General features: G+C 65.6%; 18 protein-coding genes and 1 tRNA gene. 10 read left to right on the top strand and 9 right to left on the bottom strand.

Annotation, left to right across the window (positions count from 1 at the left end; all coding sequences use genetic code 11):
* Nucleotides 1-24: 24 nt before the first annotated feature.
* Entirely contained in the window at nt 25-516 is a 492-nt protein-coding gene (locus WM2015_RS07115; RefSeq protein ID WP_049725394.1) for an Lrp/AsnC family transcriptional regulator, read from the bottom strand.
* Nucleotides 517-597: 81 nt separating this feature from the next.
* Between WM2015_RS07115 and WM2015_RS07110 the strand changes: the two genes are divergently transcribed.
* The 3 genes from WM2015_RS07110 (at nt 598) to WM2015_RS07100 (ending at nt 5,338) form a co-directional block, all read left to right on the top strand.
* Nucleotides 598-1,797 (top strand): trans-sulfuration enzyme family protein, encoded by a 1,200-nt coding sequence (locus tag WM2015_RS07110; RefSeq protein ID WP_049725393.1) that lies wholly within the window; start codon nt 598-600, stop codon nt 1,795-1,797.
* Between the two features lie 99 nt (nt 1,798-1,896).
* Nucleotides 1,897-3,882, top strand: a complete 1,986-nt coding sequence (locus tag WM2015_RS07105) for an alpha/beta hydrolase family protein (RefSeq protein WP_049725392.1) — start codon at nt 1,897-1,899, stop codon at nt 3,880-3,882.
* Nucleotides 3,883-3,952: 70 nt separating this feature from the next.
* Complete coding sequence (locus tag WM2015_RS07100) at nt 3,953-5,338, top strand: YfcC family protein (RefSeq protein WP_245609818.1); 1,386 nt, start codon at nt 3,953-3,955, stop codon at nt 5,336-5,338.
* Nucleotides 5,339-5,407: 69 nt separating this feature from the next.
* Here WM2015_RS07100 and WM2015_RS07095 read toward each other — a convergent pair whose 3' ends face one another.
* From WM2015_RS07095 to WM2015_RS07080, 4 genes are all read right to left on the bottom strand, one after another.
* A complete protein-coding gene (locus WM2015_RS07095; RefSeq protein WP_049727004.1) occupies nt 5,408-6,343 on the bottom strand; it encodes a ribose-phosphate diphosphokinase in 936 nt (311 codons plus the stop codon).
* 82 nt (nt 6,344-6,425) lie between these two features.
* Nucleotides 6,426-6,502, bottom strand: a tRNA-Gln gene (locus tag WM2015_RS07090).
* Between the two features lie 68 nt (nt 6,503-6,570).
* Nucleotides 6,571-7,194: an outer membrane lipoprotein LolB gene (locus WM2015_RS07085; protein ID WP_156200967.1), complete on the bottom strand. Its 624-nt coding sequence runs from the start codon at nt 7,192-7,194 to the stop codon at nt 6,571-6,573.
* Nucleotides 7,191-8,897, bottom strand: a complete 1,707-nt coding sequence (locus WM2015_RS07080) for a tetratricopeptide repeat protein (protein ID WP_245609832.1) — start codon at nt 8,895-8,897, stop codon at nt 7,191-7,193. Before WM2015_RS07080 ends, WM2015_RS07085 begins: the two co-directional genes overlap by 4 nt.
* Nucleotides 8,898-8,970: 73 nt before the next feature.
* Between WM2015_RS07080 and hemA the strand changes: the two genes are divergently transcribed.
* The 7 genes from hemA (at nt 8,971) to cydC (ending at nt 17,568) form a co-directional block, all read left to right on the top strand.
* Nucleotides 8,971-10,227 carry a glutamyl-tRNA reductase gene (gene hemA, locus WM2015_RS07075; protein ID WP_169751118.1) on the top strand — a complete coding sequence of 419 codons (1,257 nt, stop codon included), beginning with the start codon at nt 8,971-8,973 and terminating at the stop codon, nt 10,225-10,227.
* Entirely contained in the window at nt 10,224-11,306 is a 1,083-nt protein-coding gene (prfA, locus tag WM2015_RS07070; RefSeq protein ID WP_049725388.1) for a peptide chain release factor 1, read from the top strand. Before hemA ends, prfA begins: the two co-directional genes overlap by 4 nt.
* Nucleotides 11,303-11,713: a secondary thiamine-phosphate synthase enzyme YjbQ gene (locus WM2015_RS07065; RefSeq protein WP_049725387.1), complete on the top strand. Its 411-nt coding sequence runs from the start codon at nt 11,303-11,305 to the stop codon at nt 11,711-11,713. Before prfA ends, WM2015_RS07065 begins: the two co-directional genes overlap by 4 nt.
* A 66-nt stretch (nt 11,714-11,779) precedes the next feature.
* Nucleotides 11,780-13,189 (top strand): cytochrome ubiquinol oxidase subunit I, encoded by a 1,410-nt coding sequence (locus WM2015_RS07060; RefSeq protein ID WP_049725386.1) that lies wholly within the window; start codon nt 11,780-11,782, stop codon nt 13,187-13,189.
* 2 nt (nt 13,190-13,191) lie between these two features.
* On the top strand, nt 13,192-14,193 hold the full coding sequence (gene cydB / locus WM2015_RS07055) for a cytochrome d ubiquinol oxidase subunit II (protein ID WP_049725385.1): 1,002 nt from the start codon (nt 13,192-13,194) through the stop codon (nt 14,191-14,193).
* The gene (gene cydD / locus WM2015_RS07050) at nt 14,177-15,898 is read left to right on the top strand and encodes a thiol reductant ABC exporter subunit CydD (protein WP_049725384.1); all 1,722 of its coding nucleotides are present in this window, start codon (nt 14,177-14,179) and stop codon (nt 15,896-15,898) included. The genes cydB and cydD overlap by 17 nt, the downstream gene beginning before the upstream one ends.
* Before the next feature lie 11 nt (nt 15,899-15,909).
* Entirely contained in the window at nt 15,910-17,568 is a 1,659-nt protein-coding gene (cydC, locus tag WM2015_RS07045) for a thiol reductant ABC exporter subunit CydC (protein WP_169751117.1), read from the top strand.
* Here the strand turns inward: cydC and WM2015_RS07040 are convergent.
* The 4 genes from WM2015_RS07040 to WM2015_RS07025 form a co-directional block, all read right to left on the bottom strand.
* Entirely contained in the window at nt 17,560-18,945 is a 1,386-nt protein-coding gene (locus WM2015_RS07040; protein WP_049725382.1) for a sodium/proline symporter, read from the bottom strand. The genes cydC and WM2015_RS07040 overlap by 9 nt on opposite strands.
* 40 nt (nt 18,946-18,985) lie before the next feature.
* Nucleotides 18,986-19,213 (bottom strand): hypothetical protein, encoded by a 228-nt coding sequence (locus tag WM2015_RS07035; protein WP_049725381.1) that lies wholly within the window; start codon nt 19,211-19,213, stop codon nt 18,986-18,988.
* On the bottom strand, nt 19,210-19,758 hold the full coding sequence (locus WM2015_RS07030; protein ID WP_245609817.1) for a response regulator: 549 nt from the start codon (nt 19,756-19,758) through the stop codon (nt 19,210-19,212). Before WM2015_RS07030 ends, WM2015_RS07035 begins: the two co-directional genes overlap by 4 nt.
* A gap of 115 nt (nt 19,759-19,873) precedes the next feature.
* Nucleotides 19,874-21,166, bottom strand: coding sequence for an HD-GYP domain-containing protein (locus WM2015_RS07025; RefSeq protein WP_082169536.1), 1,293 nt, complete (start codon nt 21,164-21,166; stop codon nt 19,874-19,876).
* Nucleotides 21,167-21,376: the final 210 nt, after the last annotated feature.

The following is a 21,376-nucleotide window of genomic DNA, read 5'->3' as shown; positions in this document are numbered from 1 at the left end:
CTTACTAGTCCCACCCCTGCGTCATCACTCGTCGTCGTCCAGGTCCAGATAGACCGGCAGCTCGTGGTTGCGCTGGTGGTGGAAGATCAATTGGGTTTCGATGTGATCGACTTCGGGGCGCTCCGTGAAGGCCGTGAGGGCCAGATCGCGCAGATGCGAAGAGTCTCGCACCGCCACGTGGACCAGATAGTCGTTGGCCCCGGCAACGTGGAACAGGGTAACGACCTCGGGCAGTCTCGCCAGATGCGCCTCGAAGGCGTCGACATCACTGCGCACGTGCCGGCTCAGGCGCACGGCCACCATCGCCTGGAGACCGATCCCGAGGACGTTCGGATCGACATCGGCGTGGTAGCCCGTCAGCACCCTCGCCAGGCGCAGGCGTCGCACCCGCTCGAGGCAGGATGAGGGTGCCAGACCGACCTGGCGGGCAAGATCCTTGTTCGAGATCCGAGCATTCTTCCGCAAACAGCGAAGAATCCGAATATCCGTACTGTCGAGGGGCGCTTTTCCCTGCATAACCGAATTTACTTCCGCTTGAGCTTCACGAGCCTAATTTCGTTCTATCTTAGCGCCTTCCAACGAAGCAAGAGTCGCAAGATGAGCACATACCGCTTCAGCCACACCGACGCCGTCCACGCCGGGCGTGACGATTTCCGCTCGATCGGCGCGCACGCACCACCCATCGATCTGAGCTCGACCTACCCGGTCGGCGATCCGGACACCGCCACGGCGAGCCTGGATGCCCTGTGCGAAGGGCAGGCGCAGGCGGCAGAGCCGGTCTATGCACGCCTGCACAACCCCACGGTCGCGCGTTGGGAGCAGGCCCTGGCCCGCGCCGAGAACGCGGAAGCCGCTGTGGCCTTCGGCTCCGGCATGGCCGCACTCACCGCCGCCCTGCTCAGCCTGCCGACCGATCGCCGCCACGTCGTCGCGGTCCGCCCGGTCTACGGCACCAGCGATCACCTGCTCGCCTCCGGCCTGCTCGGCCAGCAGGTCAGTTGGACCACGCCGGATCGCATCGCCGACCAGCTTCGCGCCGACACCGGCCTGGTGATCATCGAGACCCCGGCCAATCCCACCCTCGCCCTCATCGACATCGAGGCCGTGGTCCGGCAGGCCGGCGAGATTCCCGTGCTGGTCGACTCGACCTTCGCCACCCCGGTCCTGCAGCGCCCCCTCGAGCTGGGTGCCGCGATGGTGATGCATAGCGCGACCAAATTCCTCGGCGGACATGGCGACGTGATGGCGGGCGTGATCGCCTGCAACGAAGCCCGGGCCAGGGGCCTGCGGCAGGTCCGCATCGCCACCGGCGCCCTGCTCCATCCCTGGGCGGCCTTCCTGCTCCATCGGTCCATGCCGACCCTGCGCCTGCGGGTCGAACGGGCCCAGGCCACGGCCCTGAAGCTGGCCGAACGCCTGGCTCGCCATCCGGCAGTGGCGCAGGTCCACTATCCCGGCCTGAGCGGTCAGGATCCGATGGGCCTGATCGGCCGTCAGATGGACGGCCCAGGCAGCGTACTGGCCTTCGAAGTGCATGGCGGACACGAGTCGGCCACCGGCCTGCTCGGCACACTGAAGCTGATCACCCCCGCCGTCAGCCTTGGCTCGGTGGATTCCCTGATCCAGCATCCGGCCGGTCTGACGCACCGCGTCATGGATGAGGATGCCCGCCGCCAGGGCGGCATTTCTCCGGGATTGTTGCGTCTGTCCACCGGGCTGGAGGAACCCGAGGATCTCTGGGCCGACCTCGAAGCAGCACTGGACCGCATCGCCAGTCGAAGGGAACGGGCCGCCTGATGACGGAAACGGCGGGTCCGCCATCGGGCCCGCATGCTCCACACATTCGGGCGCCAATCTGAGACAATGTGGGCTCGTTCACAATTCAGGACCCGAACCATGAGCCTCCGCTCCAAACTCATTGCGCTCGGACTGATGATCGTGCTCTCGGGCTCGCTCATCGCAGACACCATCCCGACCCGCGCCTTCTTCGATAGCGCCAAGGTCACCAACATGAAGATCGCGCCTGACGGCGAGCACGTGGCCTTTACCTACGAGGAAGGCAGCGAAGTCAGACTGGCCGTCTTGAATCTCGACAGCAGCCAGATCACCGCCTCCTTCGAATTCGGAGACAACCAGCACGTCTTCAACTTCTGGTGGGGCAATAACGAACGCGTACTGATGTCGGTCGGCGAAGTCACCGGCAACCTCGACAATCTCGGCCGGCCGGCGCACCTGTACGCCGCCGACGTCGATGGCCGCCGCCGCCAGCAGATCTTCGAGATGGTGAGCTCGAGCTACCAGATCCTGCACACTCTGCCCGATGATCGCGAACACGTGTTGATCGCTCGTCGACACTGGGGTGATGGCGGAAGCCCGAAGGCCAACCTGCTCGACATCTACAACGGCGAAATGCGCTACCTGCCGGATCAACCGATGAGCAACGATATCGTGGCCATCATTCCGGACAACAGCGGGGAAATCCGACTGGCCGCCGAAGTCATCCAGGGCGACACTTTCGATGACCGGCAGCTCAACCTGTTCATCAAGCACGCGGAGAACGACTGGCGTCGTCTTCGCCTCGAGTCAGTGCGTCAGCCGGTCAGCATCAACCTCATTGGCTTCTCGGCAGACAACGAACAAGCCTATTTCCTGTCCAACCACGACATGGCCGCCAACGATCGTCTTGGCGTGTTCCGCTATGACTTCGGCAGCAACGAGATCGAACTGCTGCACCGTGACGCCAGAGTCAATGTCAGCGGCACCATCACCGGACACGACGGTGAAGTGCTTGGCGTCACGGCCGATTTCGGCCCTCGCAGCTACACCTTCTTCGGCGACCTGGCCGAGACCCACCGTGACGCCATCCTGCTGCAGCGGCTGGTGCTGTCCTTCCCGGAACAGAACGTCGCCCTGACCTCCTTCACGCAGGATGGCCGCCTGGCCGTCGCCTGGGTCTGGGGCGATCGCAACCCCGGCGAGTTCTTCCTCTTCGACACCGAGTCCCTGCAGGCGCGTTTCCTCGCCGCACGCCTGCCGGAGCTGCCCAAGGATGCACTGGTCCCGATGGAGCCCGTCACCATCGAAGCGCGTGATGGCCTGAGCCTGAATGCTCTGTTGACCCGCCCCGCCGACCAGCGGGAGAATCTGCCCTTGATCGTCAACGTGCACGGCGGGCCGTTCGGGATCTACGACCGCTGGGGCTATCAGCCGGAAGCCCAGTACTTTGCCCAGCACGGCTATGCCACCCTGCAGGTCAACTACCGTGGCTCCGGCAACCGTGGCGATGACTTCCAGAACGCCGGCCGCCGCGAATGGGGCGGCAAGATGCAGGACGACGTCACCGACGCCACCCGCTGGGCGATCGAACAGGGCATCGCCGACCCGGATCGGATCTGTATCTACGGCGGCAGCTATGGCGGCTATGCGACCCTGATGGGCGTGGTGAAGGAGCCCGAGCTCTACGCCTGCGGCGTGGGGTACGTGGGCGTCTACGATCTGGTCTGGTTCCGCGAGGGTGACGGCAACGACTGGTCACGCCAGCAGGGCCGCGGCTCGCGTCAGGCGCGCGAGCGCTGGTTCGATGCATGGGTCGGGCCCGATCCGGACGCCCTGGAACCCTACTCTCCCGTCCACAACGTCGATCGCATCGAGGCCGAGCTGTTCATCGTCCACGGCGGCAGCGACGTTCGCGTCGTCGTCGGCCACGCCGAGCGCCTTCGCGATGCGCTGGACGAGATCGGCAAGTCCTACGAGTGGCTGATCAAGGAGGAAGAAGGTCACGGCTTCTACAACGTCGACAACCGAGTCGAGTTGTACGAGCGCATGCTCAGCTTCTTCAACCGCCACATCGGCGAGCCTTCGGCCGAGGTCGCCTCGAACTGAAGCTATACTGATCGGCGAGGCGGCCCTCCGTGGCCGCCTCGCCGTGATTCACGCAAGGGAGCCCCGCATCGTGTCCGAAGCCAAGTCCTTCCAGGTCCCGCACACCCTGGTCCTGATGTTCGCGATGATGGGTCTGGCCCTGATTCTCACCTGGGTCCTGCCCTCCGGCCAGTTCGAGACCGTGACCAATGACCATGGCCGCGAGGTCGTGGTCCCGGGCACCTTCGCCGTGGTCGAGGAGGCCCCGACCCTGACGCCGCTGGCTCTGTTCACCTCCGTGCCCCGCGCCATGGCCGATGCCCAGGGCATCATCTTCTTCGTGCTCCTGATCGGTGGCGCCCTGGCGGTGATCCGCGAGACTGGCGCGATCGAGGCCTTTCTCGGCAGCGTACTGAAGACCTTCGGCGAGAACTACACCCTGCTGATCTTTTTCGGCATCGGCTGCTTTGCCTTTGCCTCGGCCACCCTTGGCATTGCCGAGGAATACATCCCCCTGGCCGGCATCCTGATCGCCCTTTGCCGGGCGATGAAGCTGGACACGGTCGCCGCCATCGGCATCATGGTGGTGGGTTATGGCGTGGGTTATGGCGCTACCTTGATGAACCCTTTCACGCTGATCATCGCGCAGGAAGTCGCCGAACTGGAACCCATGTCCGGTTTATGGTTCCGCTTGTTGATCCTCCCCTTCTTCCTGGCCATCGGCATCCACCACGTCTGGGCCTACGCTCGGCGCGTTCGCGCTGATCACGCAGCCAGCCTGGTCCATGGCATCGAATCGGCGCAGGCGCCAGAGGAAGAGGAGATGCCGCCGATGACTGCAAAGCGCATGTGGGTACTGCTCGCCTCACTCGGCGCGCTGGCCCTGCTGGTCTACGGCATCATGGCCCATGGCTGGTACCTGACCGAACTCGGAGCCGTCTTCATCGGACTGTCCATCGTGGTCGCCCTGATCAGCCGGATGTCGCCGGACACGCTGGCGATCTCCTTCAGCAAGGGCGCGGCCGAACTGGCCGGCACGGCCATCCTGATCGGTTTCGCGCGTTCGATCGGCTTGATCCTGGAGGATGGCATGGTCATCCACACGATCGTCAACGGCCTGGCCAGCCCCCTGATCAACCTGCCCAGCGAAGCTTCGGCGGTGGGCATGCTCGGTATCCAGAGCCTGATGAACATCCTGGTGTCGTCCGGCAGTGGCCAGGCCTACCTGACCATGCCGCTGATGGCCCCGATCGGCGACCTGGTCGGCATCAGCCGGCAGATCTCCGTGCTGGCCTTCCAGTTCGGCGATGGCTTCATGAACATGATCGTGCCGACCAATCCGGTGCTGATGGGCATCCTCGGCCTGGCCGGCATCCCCTACGATCGCTGGTTGCGCTTCATCTTCCCGCTGATCCTGAAGCTGCTGGCGGCTGCGGCCATCTGCATGGTCGTCGCTGTACAGATCGGCTATCAATGACAGACGCCGCCATCAGGACACGATGGCGGAGGGCAAGCAGTGGAATGGCCGCCTCGCCGGGCAGCCGAATCAATCGACGTAGAGGGAACTGACCGACTCACCTTCCGACATGCGGCGGATGGTCTCGGCGAGCATCTGGGCGACGGAGAGCTGGCGGATGCGGTCACAGGCGGCTGCCCGCTCGCTCAGGGGGATGGTATCGGTGACGACGATCTCGTCGAGGCGTGAGCCCTCGATGTTGTCGATCGCCTTGCCCGAAAGCACCGGGTGGACGCAGTAGGCCACGACGCGGCGCGCGCCCTTGTCCTTCAGGGCGCCGGCGGCGGCACAGAGCGTGCCGGCCGTGTCGATCATGTCATCCACCAGCACGCAGATCTTGTCTTCGACGTCACCGATCAGGTTCATCACCGTGGCTTCGTTCGCGCGCGGACGACGTTTGTCGATGATGGCCAGATCCGTATCGAGACGCTTGGCGATGGCGCGGGCCCGCACCACCCCGCCCACGTCGGGCGAGACGACGATGATCTCGTCGGAGGTGTAGTGCTTCCAGATGTCGGCCAGGGTCAGGGGCGAGGCGTAGACGTTGTCCACGGGCACGTCGAAGAAGCCCTGGATCTGATCGGCGTGCAGATCGACGGTCACGACACGATCGGTGCCAACCACGCTGATCATGCGCGCCGCCACCTTGGCCGTGATCGGCACGCGCGAGGAGCGCGGCCGCCGATCCTGGCGGGCGTAGCCGAAATAGGGGATGACCGCAGTCACGCGCGAGGCCGAGGCACGCTTGAGCGCATCGACCATGACAACCAGTTCCATGAAGTTCTCGGCGGAGGGCTGACAGGTCGGCTGGATCAGGTAGACGTCGCGACCGCGAACGTTTTCCATGATCTCGACGGCAACTTCACCATCACTGAAACGGCCGACGTTGGCGCGGCCCATGGGCACGCCCAGACATTCGGCGATCGACTGGGCCAGAACCGGGTTGGCGGTTCCGGAAAACACCATCAGGGACGACTGGGTCACGTCAACTCCCGGGTTCGGCGCGGACGAAGGGCGCCGGTGGCCTCAATTCCGATCGGCAGGGAAATGGCTGGGACGGCAGGACTCGAACCTGCGAATGCGGGGATCAAAACCCCGTGCCTTAACCAACTTGGCGACGTCCCAGCAGAACTGCCTCGGGTTCGCGCTCCCCGCGCGAGACCCTCCACGATTCGAGGCGCATTATAGCGATTTTACGACCCGGTTGAACCCCCGAATTGCCAATCCCTGAGCACGATTCGCACCCGATAGGGCGCGCTGTCGGCCTGCAGGCGGCTGGGAAGCACCGATTCGGGGCCCGGCGCATAGCGCTGAAAGCTGAGCCGCCAGGGGGGTGCAACGGCTTCGGCCAGCGTGCCATCTTCGGCGTACCGGGTAAGGGTCGTACCTTCGGGGGGCACGAGACCGCGGATCCACCAGCTCAGATCACGCACGGGAATCGGCCAGCCGACCGCTGCCTCGACGAGTGGGTCGGGGCCTTCACCCTCGATCAGACCCACCTCACTGCCTTCCAGCACGGCACCGTCCGGATCGAATTCCAGACGCCACTGGCGGCCACCGGCCAGGGTCCGCAGCACGATGCGATGGCGATCCGCTTCGGCCTCCCAGCGAAATGCAAGCGAACCGCCCCGTTCTCCGTCGGACAGCGCCACTCGGCCGCTGACCGACCAGACCGGGTGACGGTCGAACAAGGCCTCGCGCTCGACCATCCAGGCGCCATCCGGACGCTGCTCACGGCTTGCACAGGCCGCCAGCAGTGCCATCGTCAGCAGGACCAGAGCGAGCCGCGACGGCGCACGGCCCATTCCGGTACTCACGGCTCCGATCCGATCAGGCGCTGCCAGGTATCGACGACCACCGCATGCTCCGGATGCGCCTCGATCAGCTCGTCGAGCATGCTGCGCGCCTCATCCCGGCGGTCCAGGGTCCAGAGCACCTCGGCCAGGTGCGCACCGATCTCCGGGTTCTGGTCGATTTCATGCGCCCGCTCGAGATAGACGAGAGCTTCGGCCGGCCTGCCCAGGCGAAAGCGGACCCAGCCCATGGAATCGAGGATGGCCGGATCGTCCGGATCGAGTTCGTAGGCTCGATCGATCAGACTGAGGGCTTCCGAGTGGCGGCGCGTGCGGTCGGTCAGGGTGTATCCGAGCGCATTGAGGGCCGCGGCATTCTCGCCATCCATCTGGATGATCCGGCGCAGGTCCTGTTCGGCCAGATCCAGATTGTCGGCATCGACCGCGCAGAGGGCTCGCGAATACAGCAGCCAGACGCCGCTGGGTTGTTCTCGCAGCACCTCGCTCAGCACGTCGACGCACTCATCCGGGCGACCGGCGTCGCGCAGGAGTTCGGCTTCGAGCAGCCAGGATTCTTCGGCCAACTCGGCATCCCCGGCCAGGCGCACGGCACGCAGCAGATTGCGCGCGCTCATCAGATCGCCCGAGCGACCCGCCAGGGTCGCACGTCGCAGCAGGGCCCGATTGGCATCCGGACCCTCGACCACCCGGGCGTACCATTGCTCGGCGTCGTCATCGAATTCCAGCAGCTCGGCCAGAAAGCCGGTAAAGAAGGCATGCTGCATCGGCTCGGCCGGGGACTCGACCGCCGCCAGCTCCCGCCAGGCCGCGCCTGCCTCCTCCAGGCGCTCGGCCTGGTAGAGGTAGAGCCCCAAGGAGTACAGGGTCCGGGTATCCGCCGGCACCGAGCGCAGCGCGGCGATGGCCTCGTCCATTCGATCCATCTGCCGCAGCACCTCGGCTTCGGCCATGGCCAGTTCCCGATCTTCCGGCGCCGTAGCGCGGGCCTGGCGATACCAGTCCAGCGCCGCCGGATAATCCTCGTTGGCCGCAGCCAACTGGGCGGCCCAGACCTGCCGGCGCCGCGTCGGGGCCGAGTCGGCCGCCTCGGACGCCAGGGCGTAGGCCTCGGCTGCATTCCCCAGCTGCCAGAGCAACAGGCTGCGGCTCTCCATGACTTGCCCGGAATCGTCCACTGGCGCCTGCTCGGCGAGCGCATCGAAGGCCGCCAGGGCATTGGCGTCCTGTTCCGCGGCAGCCACCATCAGGGTCGCCTCGCGCCAGGCCTCGGAGCGGTCATCGGCCTGCCCGATCTTTCGGGCCAGGCGCCCGGAAGCCGCGTCTACCTGGCCCTGGTTGATCAGGCCCAGGACGATCAGTTGCTCGGCTGCCTCGAGCTCCGGCGCCAGGGCCTGCCAACGCTCGGCAGCGGCGACCACACCTGCCCAGTCACCGACCCGCATGGCCAGACTCACGGCCTGACGGGCAGTCTCGGGATTCTCGGACAGCAGCGCTGCCTGATAGGCATGCTCGAAGGCTTCGAAGTCGTTGCCTTCGGCCGCCAGACGTTCGGCCGCCAGGGCGTGGAAGAGCAGATCGGGGTCGATGTCGTCAGCGGATCGGCGGACCGGCTCGCTGGCCTGATCGGTGGATGCAGGCGCCGCAGCCGGCTCGGATTCGGTGGTTTCGACACCCGCACAGGCCGCAAGCAGCAAGGCTGCCAGCACGATCAAGGCGCTTTGCTTGCGCCGCCGGAGCTTCCATACGAAAATGGGGAGTTTGTCTGCTATTTTGATCTGCATGTCGCTTTTCGTCTTGGGAATCAGCCACCAGACCGCCCCGATCGCCATTCGCGAGCGGCTGGCGTTTGCGGCCGAACGTCTGCCCGACGCCTTGCAGAGTCTGGCCGCCGTTCCCTCGGTCGAGGGCTGCGCGATCCTGAGCACCTGCAATCGCACCGAACTCTATCTGTCGGGCTCCCAGACTACCATGCGGGAGGCCGCCGATTGGCTGCACCAATGGCATGGTCTCGGCATCGGTCAATACCAGGAGCACCTCTACCAACTGGAAGGCTCGGCCAGCCTTTTCCATCTCATCAAGGTCGTCAGCGGCGCCGATTCGATGATCATCGGAGAGCCGCAGGTGGCCGGCCAGGTCAAGCAGAGCTGGCAGCAGGCCAACGACGCATCCACGCTGGACACGCGACTGGACCGCATGTTCCAGCATGCCTTTGCCGGCGCCAAGCGCGTTCGCTCGGAAACCGGCATCGGCCGCGATCCGGTCACCCTGCCCTTTGCTGCCCTGCGACTGGCTCGTCAGATCTTCGGTCCCCTCGAAGGCCGCTCGGCGCTGCTGGTCGGGGCCGGCGAGATGATCGAGGACTGTGCCACGCACTTCAACGACTCCGGCATGGGGCAGCTCACCATCGTCAACCGGTCGATCGAACGCGCGCGCGCCCTGGCCGAACGCTTTTCGGCCGCCAGCCATGGCCTGGACGCCCTGCCCTCGCTGCTGCCCCAGCATGATCTGCTGATTGCCTGCACGGCCAGCCCCGAGGCCGTCGTGACCCGGGACATGCTCGACCGGGCCATCGGCGAGCGCCGGCACCGCCCACTGTTCGCCCTGGATCTCGCGGTGCCGCGCAACATTGCCCCGGACAGCTCGGACCTGGACGACCTGTTCCTGTACACGATCGACGACCTGCACGAGATCATCGAGAAGAACCAGCAGCGGCGCCAGGATGCCTTGCGTCACGCGATGGACCTGATCGACTCGGAAGTCATCGCCTTCGAGCGCTGGCTCCATCTGCACGAATCGAGCACCACCCTCAAACAGCTCAGGCGCCAGGCACAGGGCGAGCGCGATCGACTGCTCGACGAAGCGCGCGCCCAGATCGCGGCCGGCCAGAATCCGGAGGACGTGTTGCAACGTTTCGGACACCGCCTGGTCAATCGCCTGCTGCACGGGCCCAGCATCCGACTGCGCCAGGCGGCGGAACAGGCCGACAAGGACCTGCTCGCCGCCGCGCGCTTCTTCTTCGAGGACGATCCCGCTTGAATCCCGGCATTCTCCAGCGCCTGAGCGAGGCGCGTGAACGCTTCGAGGAGGTCGAGCGCCTGCTCGCCGATCCCGAGATCATCGCCCAGCGCCAGCGCTTCCAGGAGCTATCGAAGGAATACGGCGAGCTGGAACCGATCATCGCCATCCTCAACGAGCTCGAATCGATTCGCCAAGCCGTCGAGGAGGCTCGCGTCATGGCGCGGGAAGACGATCCCGAACTGGCCGAACTCGCCGCCGAGGAGCTGAAGAGCAGCGAAGCACGAGAAACAGCACTGGAAGGGGAACTGGAGCGTCGCCTGCTGCCGCGAGACCCCAACGACGATCGCAACATCTTTCTCGAAATCCGGGCCGGTACCGGTGGCCAGGAAGCGGCCCTGTTCGCCGGCGACCTGCTCCGCATGTACACACGCTACGCGGAGTCCAGGCGCTGGTCCGTCGAGATCCTGTCCTCCCAGGCCAGCGAGGCCGGAGGCTTTCGCGAAGTCATCGCCCGCATCATCGGTCAGGGCGCCTATTCGCGCCTGAAGTTCGAATCCGGCGTGCACCGCGTGCAGCGCGTTCCGGCCACCGAGTCCCAGGGTCGCATCCACACCTCCGCCTGCACCGTCGCGATCCTGCCCGAAGTCGAAGGCGTGGACCAGATCGAAATCAACCCGAATGAGCTGCGGATCGACACCTTCCGGGCCTCGGGCGCCGGTGGTCAGCACGTCAACACCACCGACTCGGCCATCCGCATCACCCACCTGCCCTCCGGCATCGTGGTCGAGTGCCAGGACGAACGCAGCCAGCACAAGAACAAGGCCCGCGCCATGAGCCTGCTCAGCGCACGCCTGCTCGAAGCCGAACAGGAAAAGCAGCGCAGCGAACGGGCCGCCGACCGCAAGTTGCAGGTGGGATCGGGCGATCGCTCGGAGCGCATCCGCACCTACAACTACCCCCAGGGCCGGATCACGGACCACCGGATCGGGCTGACGATCTACGAACTCGACCGCGTGCTGGAAGGCGATCTCGAGCCCGTCATCGGCCCGCTGATCGAGGCCCATCAGGCCGAGCTGCTGGCCGAGCTGGCCCGATGAAGCGCTCGCTGATCGAACTGCGCACCCAGGGTCGGGGCCTGCTCCGACTCGACCATCGCATTAACGACAGCCTGGCCGAGCTCGGCGCCAACCAGGGCCTGTGCCATCTGTTCATCCAGCACACCTCGGCGTCCCTGCTGATCACCGAGAACGCGGATCCGGACGTCCACCGGGACCTGGAAACCTGGATGCGCGAGGCCGTCCTCGACGGCGACCCCCGCTTCCTGCACCGCGCCGAAGGTCCCGACGACATGTCCGCCCACATCCGCAGCATCCTGACCCAGACCGAGCTGAGCGTTCCGGTCGAGGCTGGCCGCCTGGCCCTCGGCACCTGGCAGGGCATCTACCTCTGGGAGCATCGCGCCGCAGCGCATCGAAGACGGGTTCTGATCAGCCTCGTGGAATGAAGAAATCGTGCATGGACGTTACATCAGAATGTTATGATGTAACACAGTTCGCACCGGAGTCTCCTGATGGAACTCGATCCCCTGCTGCTCTCGCGAATCCAGTTCGCCTTCGTGGTCTCCTTCCACGCCATCTTCCCAGTATTCACCATCGGTCTGGCCTCCTACATCGCCGTTCTCGAAGCCATCGCCTTCCGCACCGGTGACCCGGTCTATCAGAAGCTCTCCCAGTTCTGGATCCGGATCTTCGCCATCGTCTTCGGCATGGGCGTGGTCTCCGGCATCGTCATGGCCTTCCAGTTCGGCACCAACTGGAGCGTGTTTGCCTATTCCTCGGCCAACTTCCTCGGTCCGGTGCTGAGCTACGAAGTCGTCACCGCCTTCTTCCTCGAAGCGACCTTCCTGGGCATCCTGCTGTTCGGTCGCGACAAGGTACCACCAGGCCTGCACCTGTTCGCCGCCTGCATGGTGGCCATCGGCACCTTCATCTCCTCCTTCTGGATCCTGTCGGCCAACAGCTGGATGCACACGCCGGCGGGCATCGAAATGGTCGATGGCCTGGTCCAGATGACCTCCTGGCGCGAAGCCATCTTCAACGCCTCCCTGCCCTATCGCTTCAGCCATATGGCGCTGGCTTCCTTCATCACCGGGGGCTTCGTCGTCGCGGGGGTCAGCGCCTGGTATCTCGTGCGCGGGCGCAACCCGCGCTCCAGCCGCAAGGCGCTTCGCATGTGCATCGTGATGCTGGCCGTGGCCACGCCCCTGCAATTGCTGGTCGGCGACCTGCACGGCCTCAACACCCTCGAGCATCAACCGATCAAGGTGGCGGCGATGGAAGGGCACTGGGAGACGCGGCAGGGCGCACCACTGATCCTGTTCGCCATCCCCGATTCCGAGGCCGAGACCAATCATTTCGAGATCGCCATTCCGCGCCTTGGAAGCCTGATCCTGACCCATAGCCTCGATGGCGAGGTCCAGGGCCTGACCTCGGTGCCGGCGGAAGATCGGCCGCCGGTCGGACCGGTGTTCTGGTCCTTCCGGATCATGGTCGGTCTGGGCATGCTGTTCATCTTCGTCTCCCTTGCCGGGGCCTGGCAGCTCTGGCGCGGCCGCCTGTTCGAGTCGACGCGCCTGCTCAAACTGATCAGCCTCATGCCCCCGCTGCCCTTCATCGCCGTTCTGGCCGGCTGGTTCGTCACCGAAATCGGCCGACAGCCCTGGATCATCTACGGCCTTCTGCGCATCGAAGACGCCGTCACCCCCTCACTGAGCGGCTGGATGGCGCTGGCCACGCTGCTCGGCTACATCGCCGTGTACGCCGTGGTCTTCAGCGCCGGCCTGATCTACCTGCGGCGCGTCATTCTGGCCGGGCCCGATCCCATCGAAGCAGCCGATGACGACCGGGCGGCGCGGCCGAAGCGTCCCTGGTCCGCGGTGCCCGCTGGCGCCGTGGAACTCAACAGCCAACGGGAGTCCTGACCATGGAATTGATCGATCTGACGCTCATCTGGGTCGGCATCATCGGCCTTGGCGTGTTCATGTACGTGCTCATGGATGGTTTCGATCTGGGCGTGGGCATCCTCTTTCCCTTTGCGCCGGACGATGAATCGCGCGATGCGATGATGAACTCGGTGGCTCCGGTCTGGGATGGCAATGAGACCTGGCTGGTCCTGGGTGGTGCCGGTCTGCTCGCCGCATTCCCGATGATCTACGCGGTCTTCCTGCCGGCCCTGTACCTGGGGGTCTTCCTGCTGCTGGCCGGCCTGATCTTCCGCGGTGTGGCCTTCGAGTTCCGTTTCAAGGCCGGCAGCCAGCGCCATTGGTGGGACCGGGCCTTCTTCGGTGGCTCGACCGTCGCCTCCTTTGCCCAGGGCGCCGTCGTCGGCGCCTACATCCAGGGGTTCGAGACGGATGGCTTTCGCTACGTCGGCGGCGCCTTCGACTGGCTGACACCGTTCACGCTGATGACTGGCCTCGGCGTGGTCGCCGGCTACGCCCTGCTCGGCGTGACCTGGACCATCCTGAAGACCGAAGGGCGCACCCAGCAGTGGGCTTTTCGTCTGGCGCCCTGGTTGCTGGGCATCGTGCTCGGCTTCTTCGTGCTGGTCAGCCTGTGGACGCCACTGGCTCACGAACGGGTCATGAGCCGCTGGTTCGACAACCTGAGCTGGCTGTGGCTGTTCCCGGCCCTGACCCTGATCATGGCCCTGGCAGTCTTCCACTGGCTGCGGAAACGCGCTGAAGCCCTGCCCTTCATCGGGTCGATGGCCCTGTTCGCGTTGTTCTACATCGGTCTACTGATCACCCAATGGCCCTATGCCGTGCCCCCCGACCACACCTTCTGGGACGCCGCCTCGGATCCCGGAAGTCAGCTGTTCCTGCTGGTCGGCGTCCTGTTCCTGATCCCGATCATCCTGGGCTACACGGCCTGGACCTACTGGGTCTTCAGGGGCAAGGTCGGCAGCGGTGGCTACGGGCACTGAGCCGGCACCGGCCAGCGAGCTTTCGAGCTGGCTGGCCGCTCAAGCCCCCGGCTGGCTTCGGCCGCTGGCCTGGCTCGCGGCGCTGCTCGAAGCCGGTCTGCTGATCGCTCAGGCACTCCTGATCGCCGGCATCTTCGAAGGCGTTCTGGTGAGCGGCGAGGGCTTCGATTCGCAATGGCCGGCCCTGGGCATCCTGCTGGCGATGCTGATCGGGCGGGCTTCGATCACCGGCGCTCGAGCCGCCCTGGCCGACACTGCCTCCGGTCGGACTCGGCAACGGCTCCGACGGGCCCTGTTCGAGCAACAGGCCGATGCCGGTCCCGTCGATTCCGCCGGCGAGGCCGCTGGCGCACTGGCCCACCGCATCGTCGACCGTGTCGATCATCTCGACGCCTACTACTCACGCTTCCTGCCGCAGCGCGCCTCGGCGCTGCTGATCCCCTTGAGCATCGCTCTCGTGGTGGCGTCGATCGACTGGCTGGCCGCCCTGCTGCTCGCCATCACCGCACCGATCATCCCCCTGTTCATGGCCCTGATCGGCCGCGGCGCCCAGAGTCTGAGTGAAGCCCAGGCGGAAAGCACGGCGCGGCTGTCGGGCCTGTTCTACGATCGGCTCAAGGGGCTGGCCACCATCCGGCGTCTGGGCGCCGGCCCGCGCGTCATCGAATGGCTTGCCGAACACGCTCAGGAGTATCGGGCACGCACGCTACGTGTCCTGCGACTGGCTTTCCTGTCATCGGCCGTGCTGGAGTTCTTCGCGGCCGTCGCCATTGCCAGCCTGGCGATCTACATCGGGCTGAGTCTGCTCGGTTACGTCGAACTCGGCCCCTCGGCGCAACTCACCCTCGGAGGCGGCCTGGCGATACTGTTGCTCGCACCCGATTTCTTTCTTCCACTTCGCCAGCTGGCCCAGCACTGGCACGATCGTGCCGATGCGCTGGCCGCAGCAGCCGAGTTGCGCGCCATGCTGGACAGGCCTCGTCCGGCACGCCCCTCGACTTCATCGAGGACCGCTGAACCCTCGAGAGCGCCGAATGATGACGAACTCGAACTCGACCATGTGTCCTTCGCCTACCCGGGACGTCCGCCGCTGCTCAGTGGACTTTCCCTGAAGGTCCGTGCCGGGGAACGGGTTCTGATCCGCGGGCCGAGCGGTGTCGGCAAGAGCACCCTGCTGATGCTGATGGCTGGATTCCTGTCGCCAAGGGAAGGCCAGGTCCGCTACCGTGGCCGTGACATCGCGGACCTGGACGACCAGGCGCGGTCACGGTGGCGTGCATGGATGAACCAGAACAGCGTCCTGTTCGACGAAAGCCTGCGCTGGAACCTCACGCTGGGCCGCGTGGGGATTCCGGATTCCCGCCTGCACGAGTGTCTGGCTCTCGCTGGCCTGGCCGACCTGCCCGACGCGCTGGACCAGGGCTTCGAGACCACGCTGGGCGAACGGGGATGCCGGCTCTCGGGCGGCCAGGCCAGGCGCCTGGTGCTGGCCAGAATCCTGCTCGAAGCCAGGCCGCTGTTGCTCCTCGACGAGCCGAGCGAACACCTCGATCCTGGCAGCGAAACAGCGCTGTGGAAGGCGATCGATCTCGCCACTCGCAGCCAGGGCCTCACGGTGATTGCGGTCAGTCACCGCCCCGCCGCCGAGCGCTGGGCCAGCCGCGTCATCGACCTGCCCTTCGATGAACAGGGGAACGCCTCATGATCGCGGGGTGGTTGGAACGATGGTTCGATCGCGGCGAACTGCGCCGCCGCCTGGTCGCATTGATCCTGGGTCAAGCCCTGTTGGTCCTCGCCCTGTTCTCGGGCCTGGCCCTGCTCGCCCTATCCGGGTACTTCATTCTCGCCAGTGGCCTGGCGGGCCTGGGCCTGATCGGCATGATCAATATCTTCACGCCCGGAGCGGCCATTCGCCTCGCCGCCCTGACGCGCACCGTTGCCCGCTATGGCGAACGTCTGATCACCCATGCTACCACTCTGGATCTGTTGACCGCGCTTCGCATGAAGGTCTTCGGAAGGCTTCTCGAACGTCCGGAGCTCGAACTCGAGGGGCTTCGACGCGGCGATGCGCTCAGCCGACTGACCGCGGACGTGGACACCCTGGATCACCTCTACCTGGGCGTCGCCCAGCCCGCCCTGGGCGTCCTGTCGATCAGCCTGCTGGTCGCCACCGTCCTCTGGATGACGGCACCCGAGCTTCTCGGCCTCGCGCTGCTGCCCGCCGTCGTCCTGCTGGGCCTTGCGCTGATCGTCGCCTATCGAGGTGCTCGTCGCCTGAGCCGTCGTCAGGGCCTGGACTATCCTGCACTTCGCGGCCTGGTGACGCAGGGACTGGAGGCTCGCCTGGAACTCCGGGCACTTGGCCTGATGGACGATTTCGTCGAACGGATCGACGCCCGCAGCCGCGCGCTCATCGGCCGCGGTGTGAAACTGGCCCGCGTCGATGCCATTGCTCAGGGCCTCGGTCAACTGGCCGGTCTGAGCGCCGTCTGGCTGGCACTGTGCTTCGGCCTGTCCACGCTCGGTTCGGGCGAACTGGCCGGACCCATGCTCGGCGCCATCGTTCTGGGCCTGTTCGGCCTGGCGGAGGCCTGGCTGCAGCTACCCGGCGCCTTCCGACGCCTGGGGCAGTCACTGGTCGCTGCCGACCGCGTGCAGGCCCTTGCGCCCGAGCCTGCGAAGGATTCCGAACCCGGCTCGCTGGCCTGGCCTGCCCGATCTTCCATCGAGCTGCGCTCCATCCGCTTCGCCTGGGCGCCGCACCAGCCCCCGGTCTTCAGCGATCTGGATCTCGAGCTTCAGGCCGGCGAACGGCTGGCTCTGGTCGGCCCGAGTGGCCTGGGAAAGACCACGCTGGCCCGCCTGATCCTGGGCCAGGTCCGCCCGCAGCGCGGGAGCGTGCGCATCGGCGGCCTGGATGTCCATGCCTTCGACGAGAGCCTCCGCCATCGCAAGATGGCTTATCTACCCCAGACGCCGGTGCTGTTCTCGGACAGCCTGGCCGGCAACCTTCGCCTGGCCAGACCCGACGCCAGCGATGCAGCCCTGCACCAGGCGCTCTGCAGCGCGGGTCTGGGCGATTTCCTCGACGCGCTGCCCCGGGGTCTGGACACCTGGCTGGACGAAGGCGCGTCGAATCTCTCCGGGGGGGAGGCTCGGCGAATCGCCGTGGCACGCCTGCTGCTGACCGAGCCGGAAATCGTCATTCTGGACGAGCCCCTGGCGAGCCTTGACCGAGACAGCATGGAGCGCTTGCGCCTGGGGCTCGGAGCCTGGTTGCGCGGACGAACCTGCCTGATCATCAGTCACCAGAGCGAGTGCCTACCGCCCGTCGATCGGGTCGTGGATCTGGCGGAACTCGCCGTATCAGCGTAAGCGGCTTCTGGCGCCCAGGCAGGCGATCAGCAACGCAACAACGAAAGGAATGAGGCGTTCGGCCGAATCGCCTGGCGCGTTCGGAAACAGGCTGAGCACGACCGTCAGACCCGCTCCGGAAAGCATGGCAGCCAGACGATAGGGTCCGGCGACCGGACCGAGGAACAACAACACGATCAACAAGGGCCCGAAGGCATTGCCCAGCACCTGCCAGGCAAACAGCACGCGCTCGAAGATCGTGGCCGGAAAGAACAGCGCGAGCAGCAGCGCCGCCAGGCCGAGCAGGACGATGACGGTCCGATCCAGCGAAAGCGAGAAGCGGCCGCGACGCAGGTCATGGCTGACCGCTCCGCCGGCGACCAGCAGCTGGCTGTCCGAGGTCGACATGATGGCGGCCAGCACGCCACCGGTCACGATCCCCCCGAGCACCGCCGGCAATAGCTGAACCGAGAGTTCCAGCAGCACCGATTCACCATCGGCCAGTTCCGGCAGCAATACGCGACCCGACCAGCCCAGTAGCACCATCCCGACATAGATCAGGGTCGCCCAGGCCAGGGCCACCGCCCGCGCCAGTCGGATCTCTCCGGCCGAGCGCAGGGCCATGAAGCGATTGACCACGTGCGGCTGGCCGGGATACCCGAGCCCGATCCCGAACAGGCCGGCCACGAACAGCACCGCCATCCATGGGGTGGGTTGATCGACCCATCGCATCAGCGCGGGATCATCGAGGCTGTGCATGCCGCTCCACAACGCCTCCGGACCGCCAACCGCCACCAGCGCCACGATGGGTAGCACCAGGGCGACGAACAGCATCATCAGCCCCTGCAGGGCATCGGTCACGCTGGCGGCCCAGAAGCCACCGAGGAAGACGTAGGCAATGACGATTCCTGCGCCGATCAGCATCGCCAGCGCCGATGGCACAGGCAGCGCCGTAGCAATGGCGGTGCCGGCGGCCTGGAACTGAGAGGCCACGTAGAAGGTGAAGCAGAACAGGATCAGCGCCGCTCCGAGGATCCGCAGGCGCTGCTCGGCCTTTCCGTCTGCGCCCTGCGCCAGGAACTCGACCAGGGTCAGGGCCTGGCTGGCATGGCTGGCCGGTTGCAGCTTCGGCGCGATGAAGTACCAGTTGATGAAGAACCCGGACACCACCGCAGGCACCAACCAGATGGCCTGCAAGCCCCAGGCATACGCGGCACCGCTCATTCCGAGCAGGGTCCAGGCGGAGGAGGAGCTGGCCGAGGCACTCAGGGCGGCCACGATCGGCCCCATACGCCGGCCGGCCAGATGGAAGTCTTCGCTGGAACTGACCCGGCGCTGAGCCCAGACGCCCACGGCGATCAGAACGACAAGGTAAAGCAGCAGGGTGGCGAGGATCATGGCTCAGCGCCCGGGCGGCGGGCCATCGGCTGTTGGCAGATCACTGATCCGTATTGCGGCGCGCGCGACTCAGCGCCGCTTCGACTTCCTGCAGTGCTTCGTCGGCCAATCGAGCGATCTCCATCAGGGTGTCCTGATTTTCCAGCTGCTGGGCCTGCTCCTCGAAGTCGTCATCCAGACCTCTGGCGAGGTCCTTGCGAATGGCCTGCAGGCGCTGGCGAAGCTCATCACGTCGGCGCTCCAACGCCTCGATCGAATCCTTGCTCATCGGACTTCGTCCTCCGAACGAGGCACCGCGCTTTCGGGCATGTCGTCGCTGATCTTGTGCTCATCATCCAGCGCTTCCTGCGCATGAGGATGAGGGCTGCCCTCTTCGTTGGCGCGTGGTGGCAGATCCCCGCCACGCACCAGCTTTTCGATTCGGGTAAAGACCTCCGCACGACCGAAGGGCTTTTTCATGAAGTCGTCGGCACCGATGCGCTCGAGATAGAACTTCTCGGCAGCCTGCGGATTGCCGCTGATCATGATGACGGGGATGTTCGCCGTGTGCTCGTTCTTGCGCAGACGACGAAGGGCAGCGAAGCCATTCAGGCCCGGCAGCACGATGTCGAGGAAGATCAGATCAGGACGCTCCTGCACCGCCAGCTGCAGGCCTTTTTCGGCATCGCTGGCCCCGAACGGCTGGTAGCCCGCCTGCCGCAGCATGTGGCTGAGCGCCGCAACGACTGTCCTCGAGTCATCGATGATCAGGACCTTCAGACCGCGCCTGGCGTCCACGCGACGAGTCTGCCGGCGTTCATCGGGCTTTCCCAATCCCAGCAATCGTCGAAACCGACCCAACTGACTCACAGAATTTCCCTCTATTCGATGCGTCCGATTCTAAAGCATTCATGGGCCCACTGCAGCCCGGACGCCCTCCCCCCGGGCTTCAGCCCGAATCCTCATCCAGTGCCGATACCAGCAGCGACTTGACCTTGACGCCCTGGGCGCCATCGGGAAGCACTTCGGCGATGCGCAGCTTCGGCCGACCCTGCTCATCCCTGAGCTCGGCCAGGTCCAGCCGCTTGCCCGCACGATAACCGGCGGAACCGGGAATCAGCAGACGGACGAGTGGATAGAAGCCGTGGCCGATATTGGTTTCCTCGACGACCGCCAGCTCACCGTTCGAGAGACGCACCAGCGTGCCCGGGGCCACCCAGCCCATGAAATGGATGAAGGTCTCGACCATGGCCTTATCGAACTTGCGTCCCCGCCCGCGCCACAGGATCCCCAGCGCATCGTGGTGCGAACGCGCCGGTCGATAGCCTCGATCGGAGGTCACGGCATCGTAGACATCGACCACCGAAACCAGCTGCGAGACCGGATTGATCTCGCCGCTCTTGCGGCCGTTCGGGTAACCCAGCCCGTCGGGGCGCTCATGGTGTTCGAGCGCGGCCAGTGCGATGTCGGGGTGGACATCGTGCTCCTTGTTCAGCAGTTCGTAGCCAGCGGTCGTGTGGGTCTTGATGACCTGGTATTCCTCGCCGGTCAGGCGCCCGGGTTTGTTGAGCAGATCGAGATCGAGGGTCACGTTGCCAAGATCATGCAGCAGTGCTGCCAGACCAGCCCGTTCGACCTGCTCCTGAGGCCATTCCAGGGCGTGTGCCAGCCCCAGAGCGAGAATGGCGCAATTGATCGAGTGCTGTGCCGTGTAGTCGTCCCGATCCTTGATTCGGGTCAGCCAGACCATGGCTGCGAGATTTCGTTCGAGATAGTCGGACAGCTCCCCGACCACCTTCTCGGCCGTCTTGACCTCGATCACCCCGCGTTCGGAAAAGGTCTTGATCATGCGCCGCGCCTGCCCGTCGAGCAGGCTGTAGGCCTTGAGCGCGGCCCCCACGGTTTCCGCGTCCAGTCGCGAGCCCCGCAGGCTGTTCACCGGGTGTCGAGGATCGGACTGACGGGCCGTTCGCGCTGCTTCGTGGCTCAGGCGGCTGGGTTTCGGGCGGACCTTATTGGGACTGCGCGAGTAGTCGATCACCACCCACTGACAGTGATCCATGAACCAGCGCCGGGTCTTCGCGTCGTTGACCAGGACCCCCTGCAGGGGAAAGGGCGTTTCGATCCAGGGAATGTCCAGACGAATGATGAAATGCCCGATCTGCAGATCGGAGGGATGGATGATGAGCTCCGTCTGCCACATCGAGCCCGATTCGTTCTGCGGTTCCCCCGACTTTCTCATGCCTGCTGCCGCTGCGCCGTGGCGCGCTCGGTCTCTCCCTGCTGTGGGTTGGGCCTCGACATCGTCTGTCCTCGCCGACTCATCTTCTTCACCCGACTGGTTTACTCTCCCCGCCCGGTGAGATTCGTTCGTTCACGCCCCTGCCCGCGATCCGTCAATCGCCGAAACGCCCGGGTGTCACAGTCCTGCTCGCCACCGCTGGATGCGTCG

The sequence above is a fragment of the Wenzhouxiangella marina genome, assembly GCF_001187785.1.
Classification (GTDB): domain Bacteria; phylum Pseudomonadota; class Gammaproteobacteria; order Xanthomonadales; family Wenzhouxiangellaceae; genus Wenzhouxiangella; species Wenzhouxiangella marina.
This window is presented reverse-complemented; position numbering and strand designations above follow the sequence as displayed.

Bases quoted from the DNA above. Each gene is read 5' to 3' on its own strand.
- WM2015_RS07115 (WP_049725394.1), bottom strand. From the start codon at position 516: ATGCAGGGAAAAGCGCCCCTCGACAGTACGGATATTCGGATTCTTCGC.
- WM2015_RS07110 (WP_049725393.1), top strand. From the start codon at position 598: ATGAGCACATACCGCTTCAGCCACACCGACGCCGTCCACGCCGGGCGT.
- WM2015_RS07105 (WP_049725392.1), top strand. From the start codon at position 1,897: ATGAGCCTCCGCTCCAAACTCATTGCGCTCGGACTGATGATCGTGCTC.
- WM2015_RS07095 (WP_049727004.1), bottom strand. From the start codon at position 6,343: ATGGTGTTTTCCGGAACCGCCAACCCGGTTCTGGCCCAGTCGATCGCC.
- hemA (WP_169751118.1), top strand. From the start codon at position 8,971: ATGTCGCTTTTCGTCTTGGGAATCAGCCACCAGACCGCCCCGATCGCC.
- WM2015_RS07065 (WP_049725387.1), top strand. From the start codon at position 11,303: ATGAAGCGCTCGCTGATCGAACTGCGCACCCAGGGTCGGGGCCTGCTC.
- WM2015_RS07060 (WP_049725386.1), top strand. From the start codon at position 11,780: ATGGAACTCGATCCCCTGCTGCTCTCGCGAATCCAGTTCGCCTTCGTG.
- cydB (WP_049725385.1), top strand. From the start codon at position 13,192: ATGGAATTGATCGATCTGACGCTCATCTGGGTCGGCATCATCGGCCTT.
- WM2015_RS07040 (WP_049725382.1), bottom strand. From the start codon at position 18,945: ATGATCCTCGCCACCCTGCTGCTTTACCTTGTCGTTCTGATCGCCGTG.
- WM2015_RS07035 (WP_049725381.1), bottom strand. From the start codon at position 19,213: ATGAGCAAGGATTCGATCGAGGCGTTGGAGCGCCGACGTGATGAGCTT.
- WM2015_RS07025 (WP_082169536.1), bottom strand. From the start codon at position 21,166: ATGAGAAAGTCGGGGGAACCGCAGAACGAATCGGGCTCGATGTGGCAG.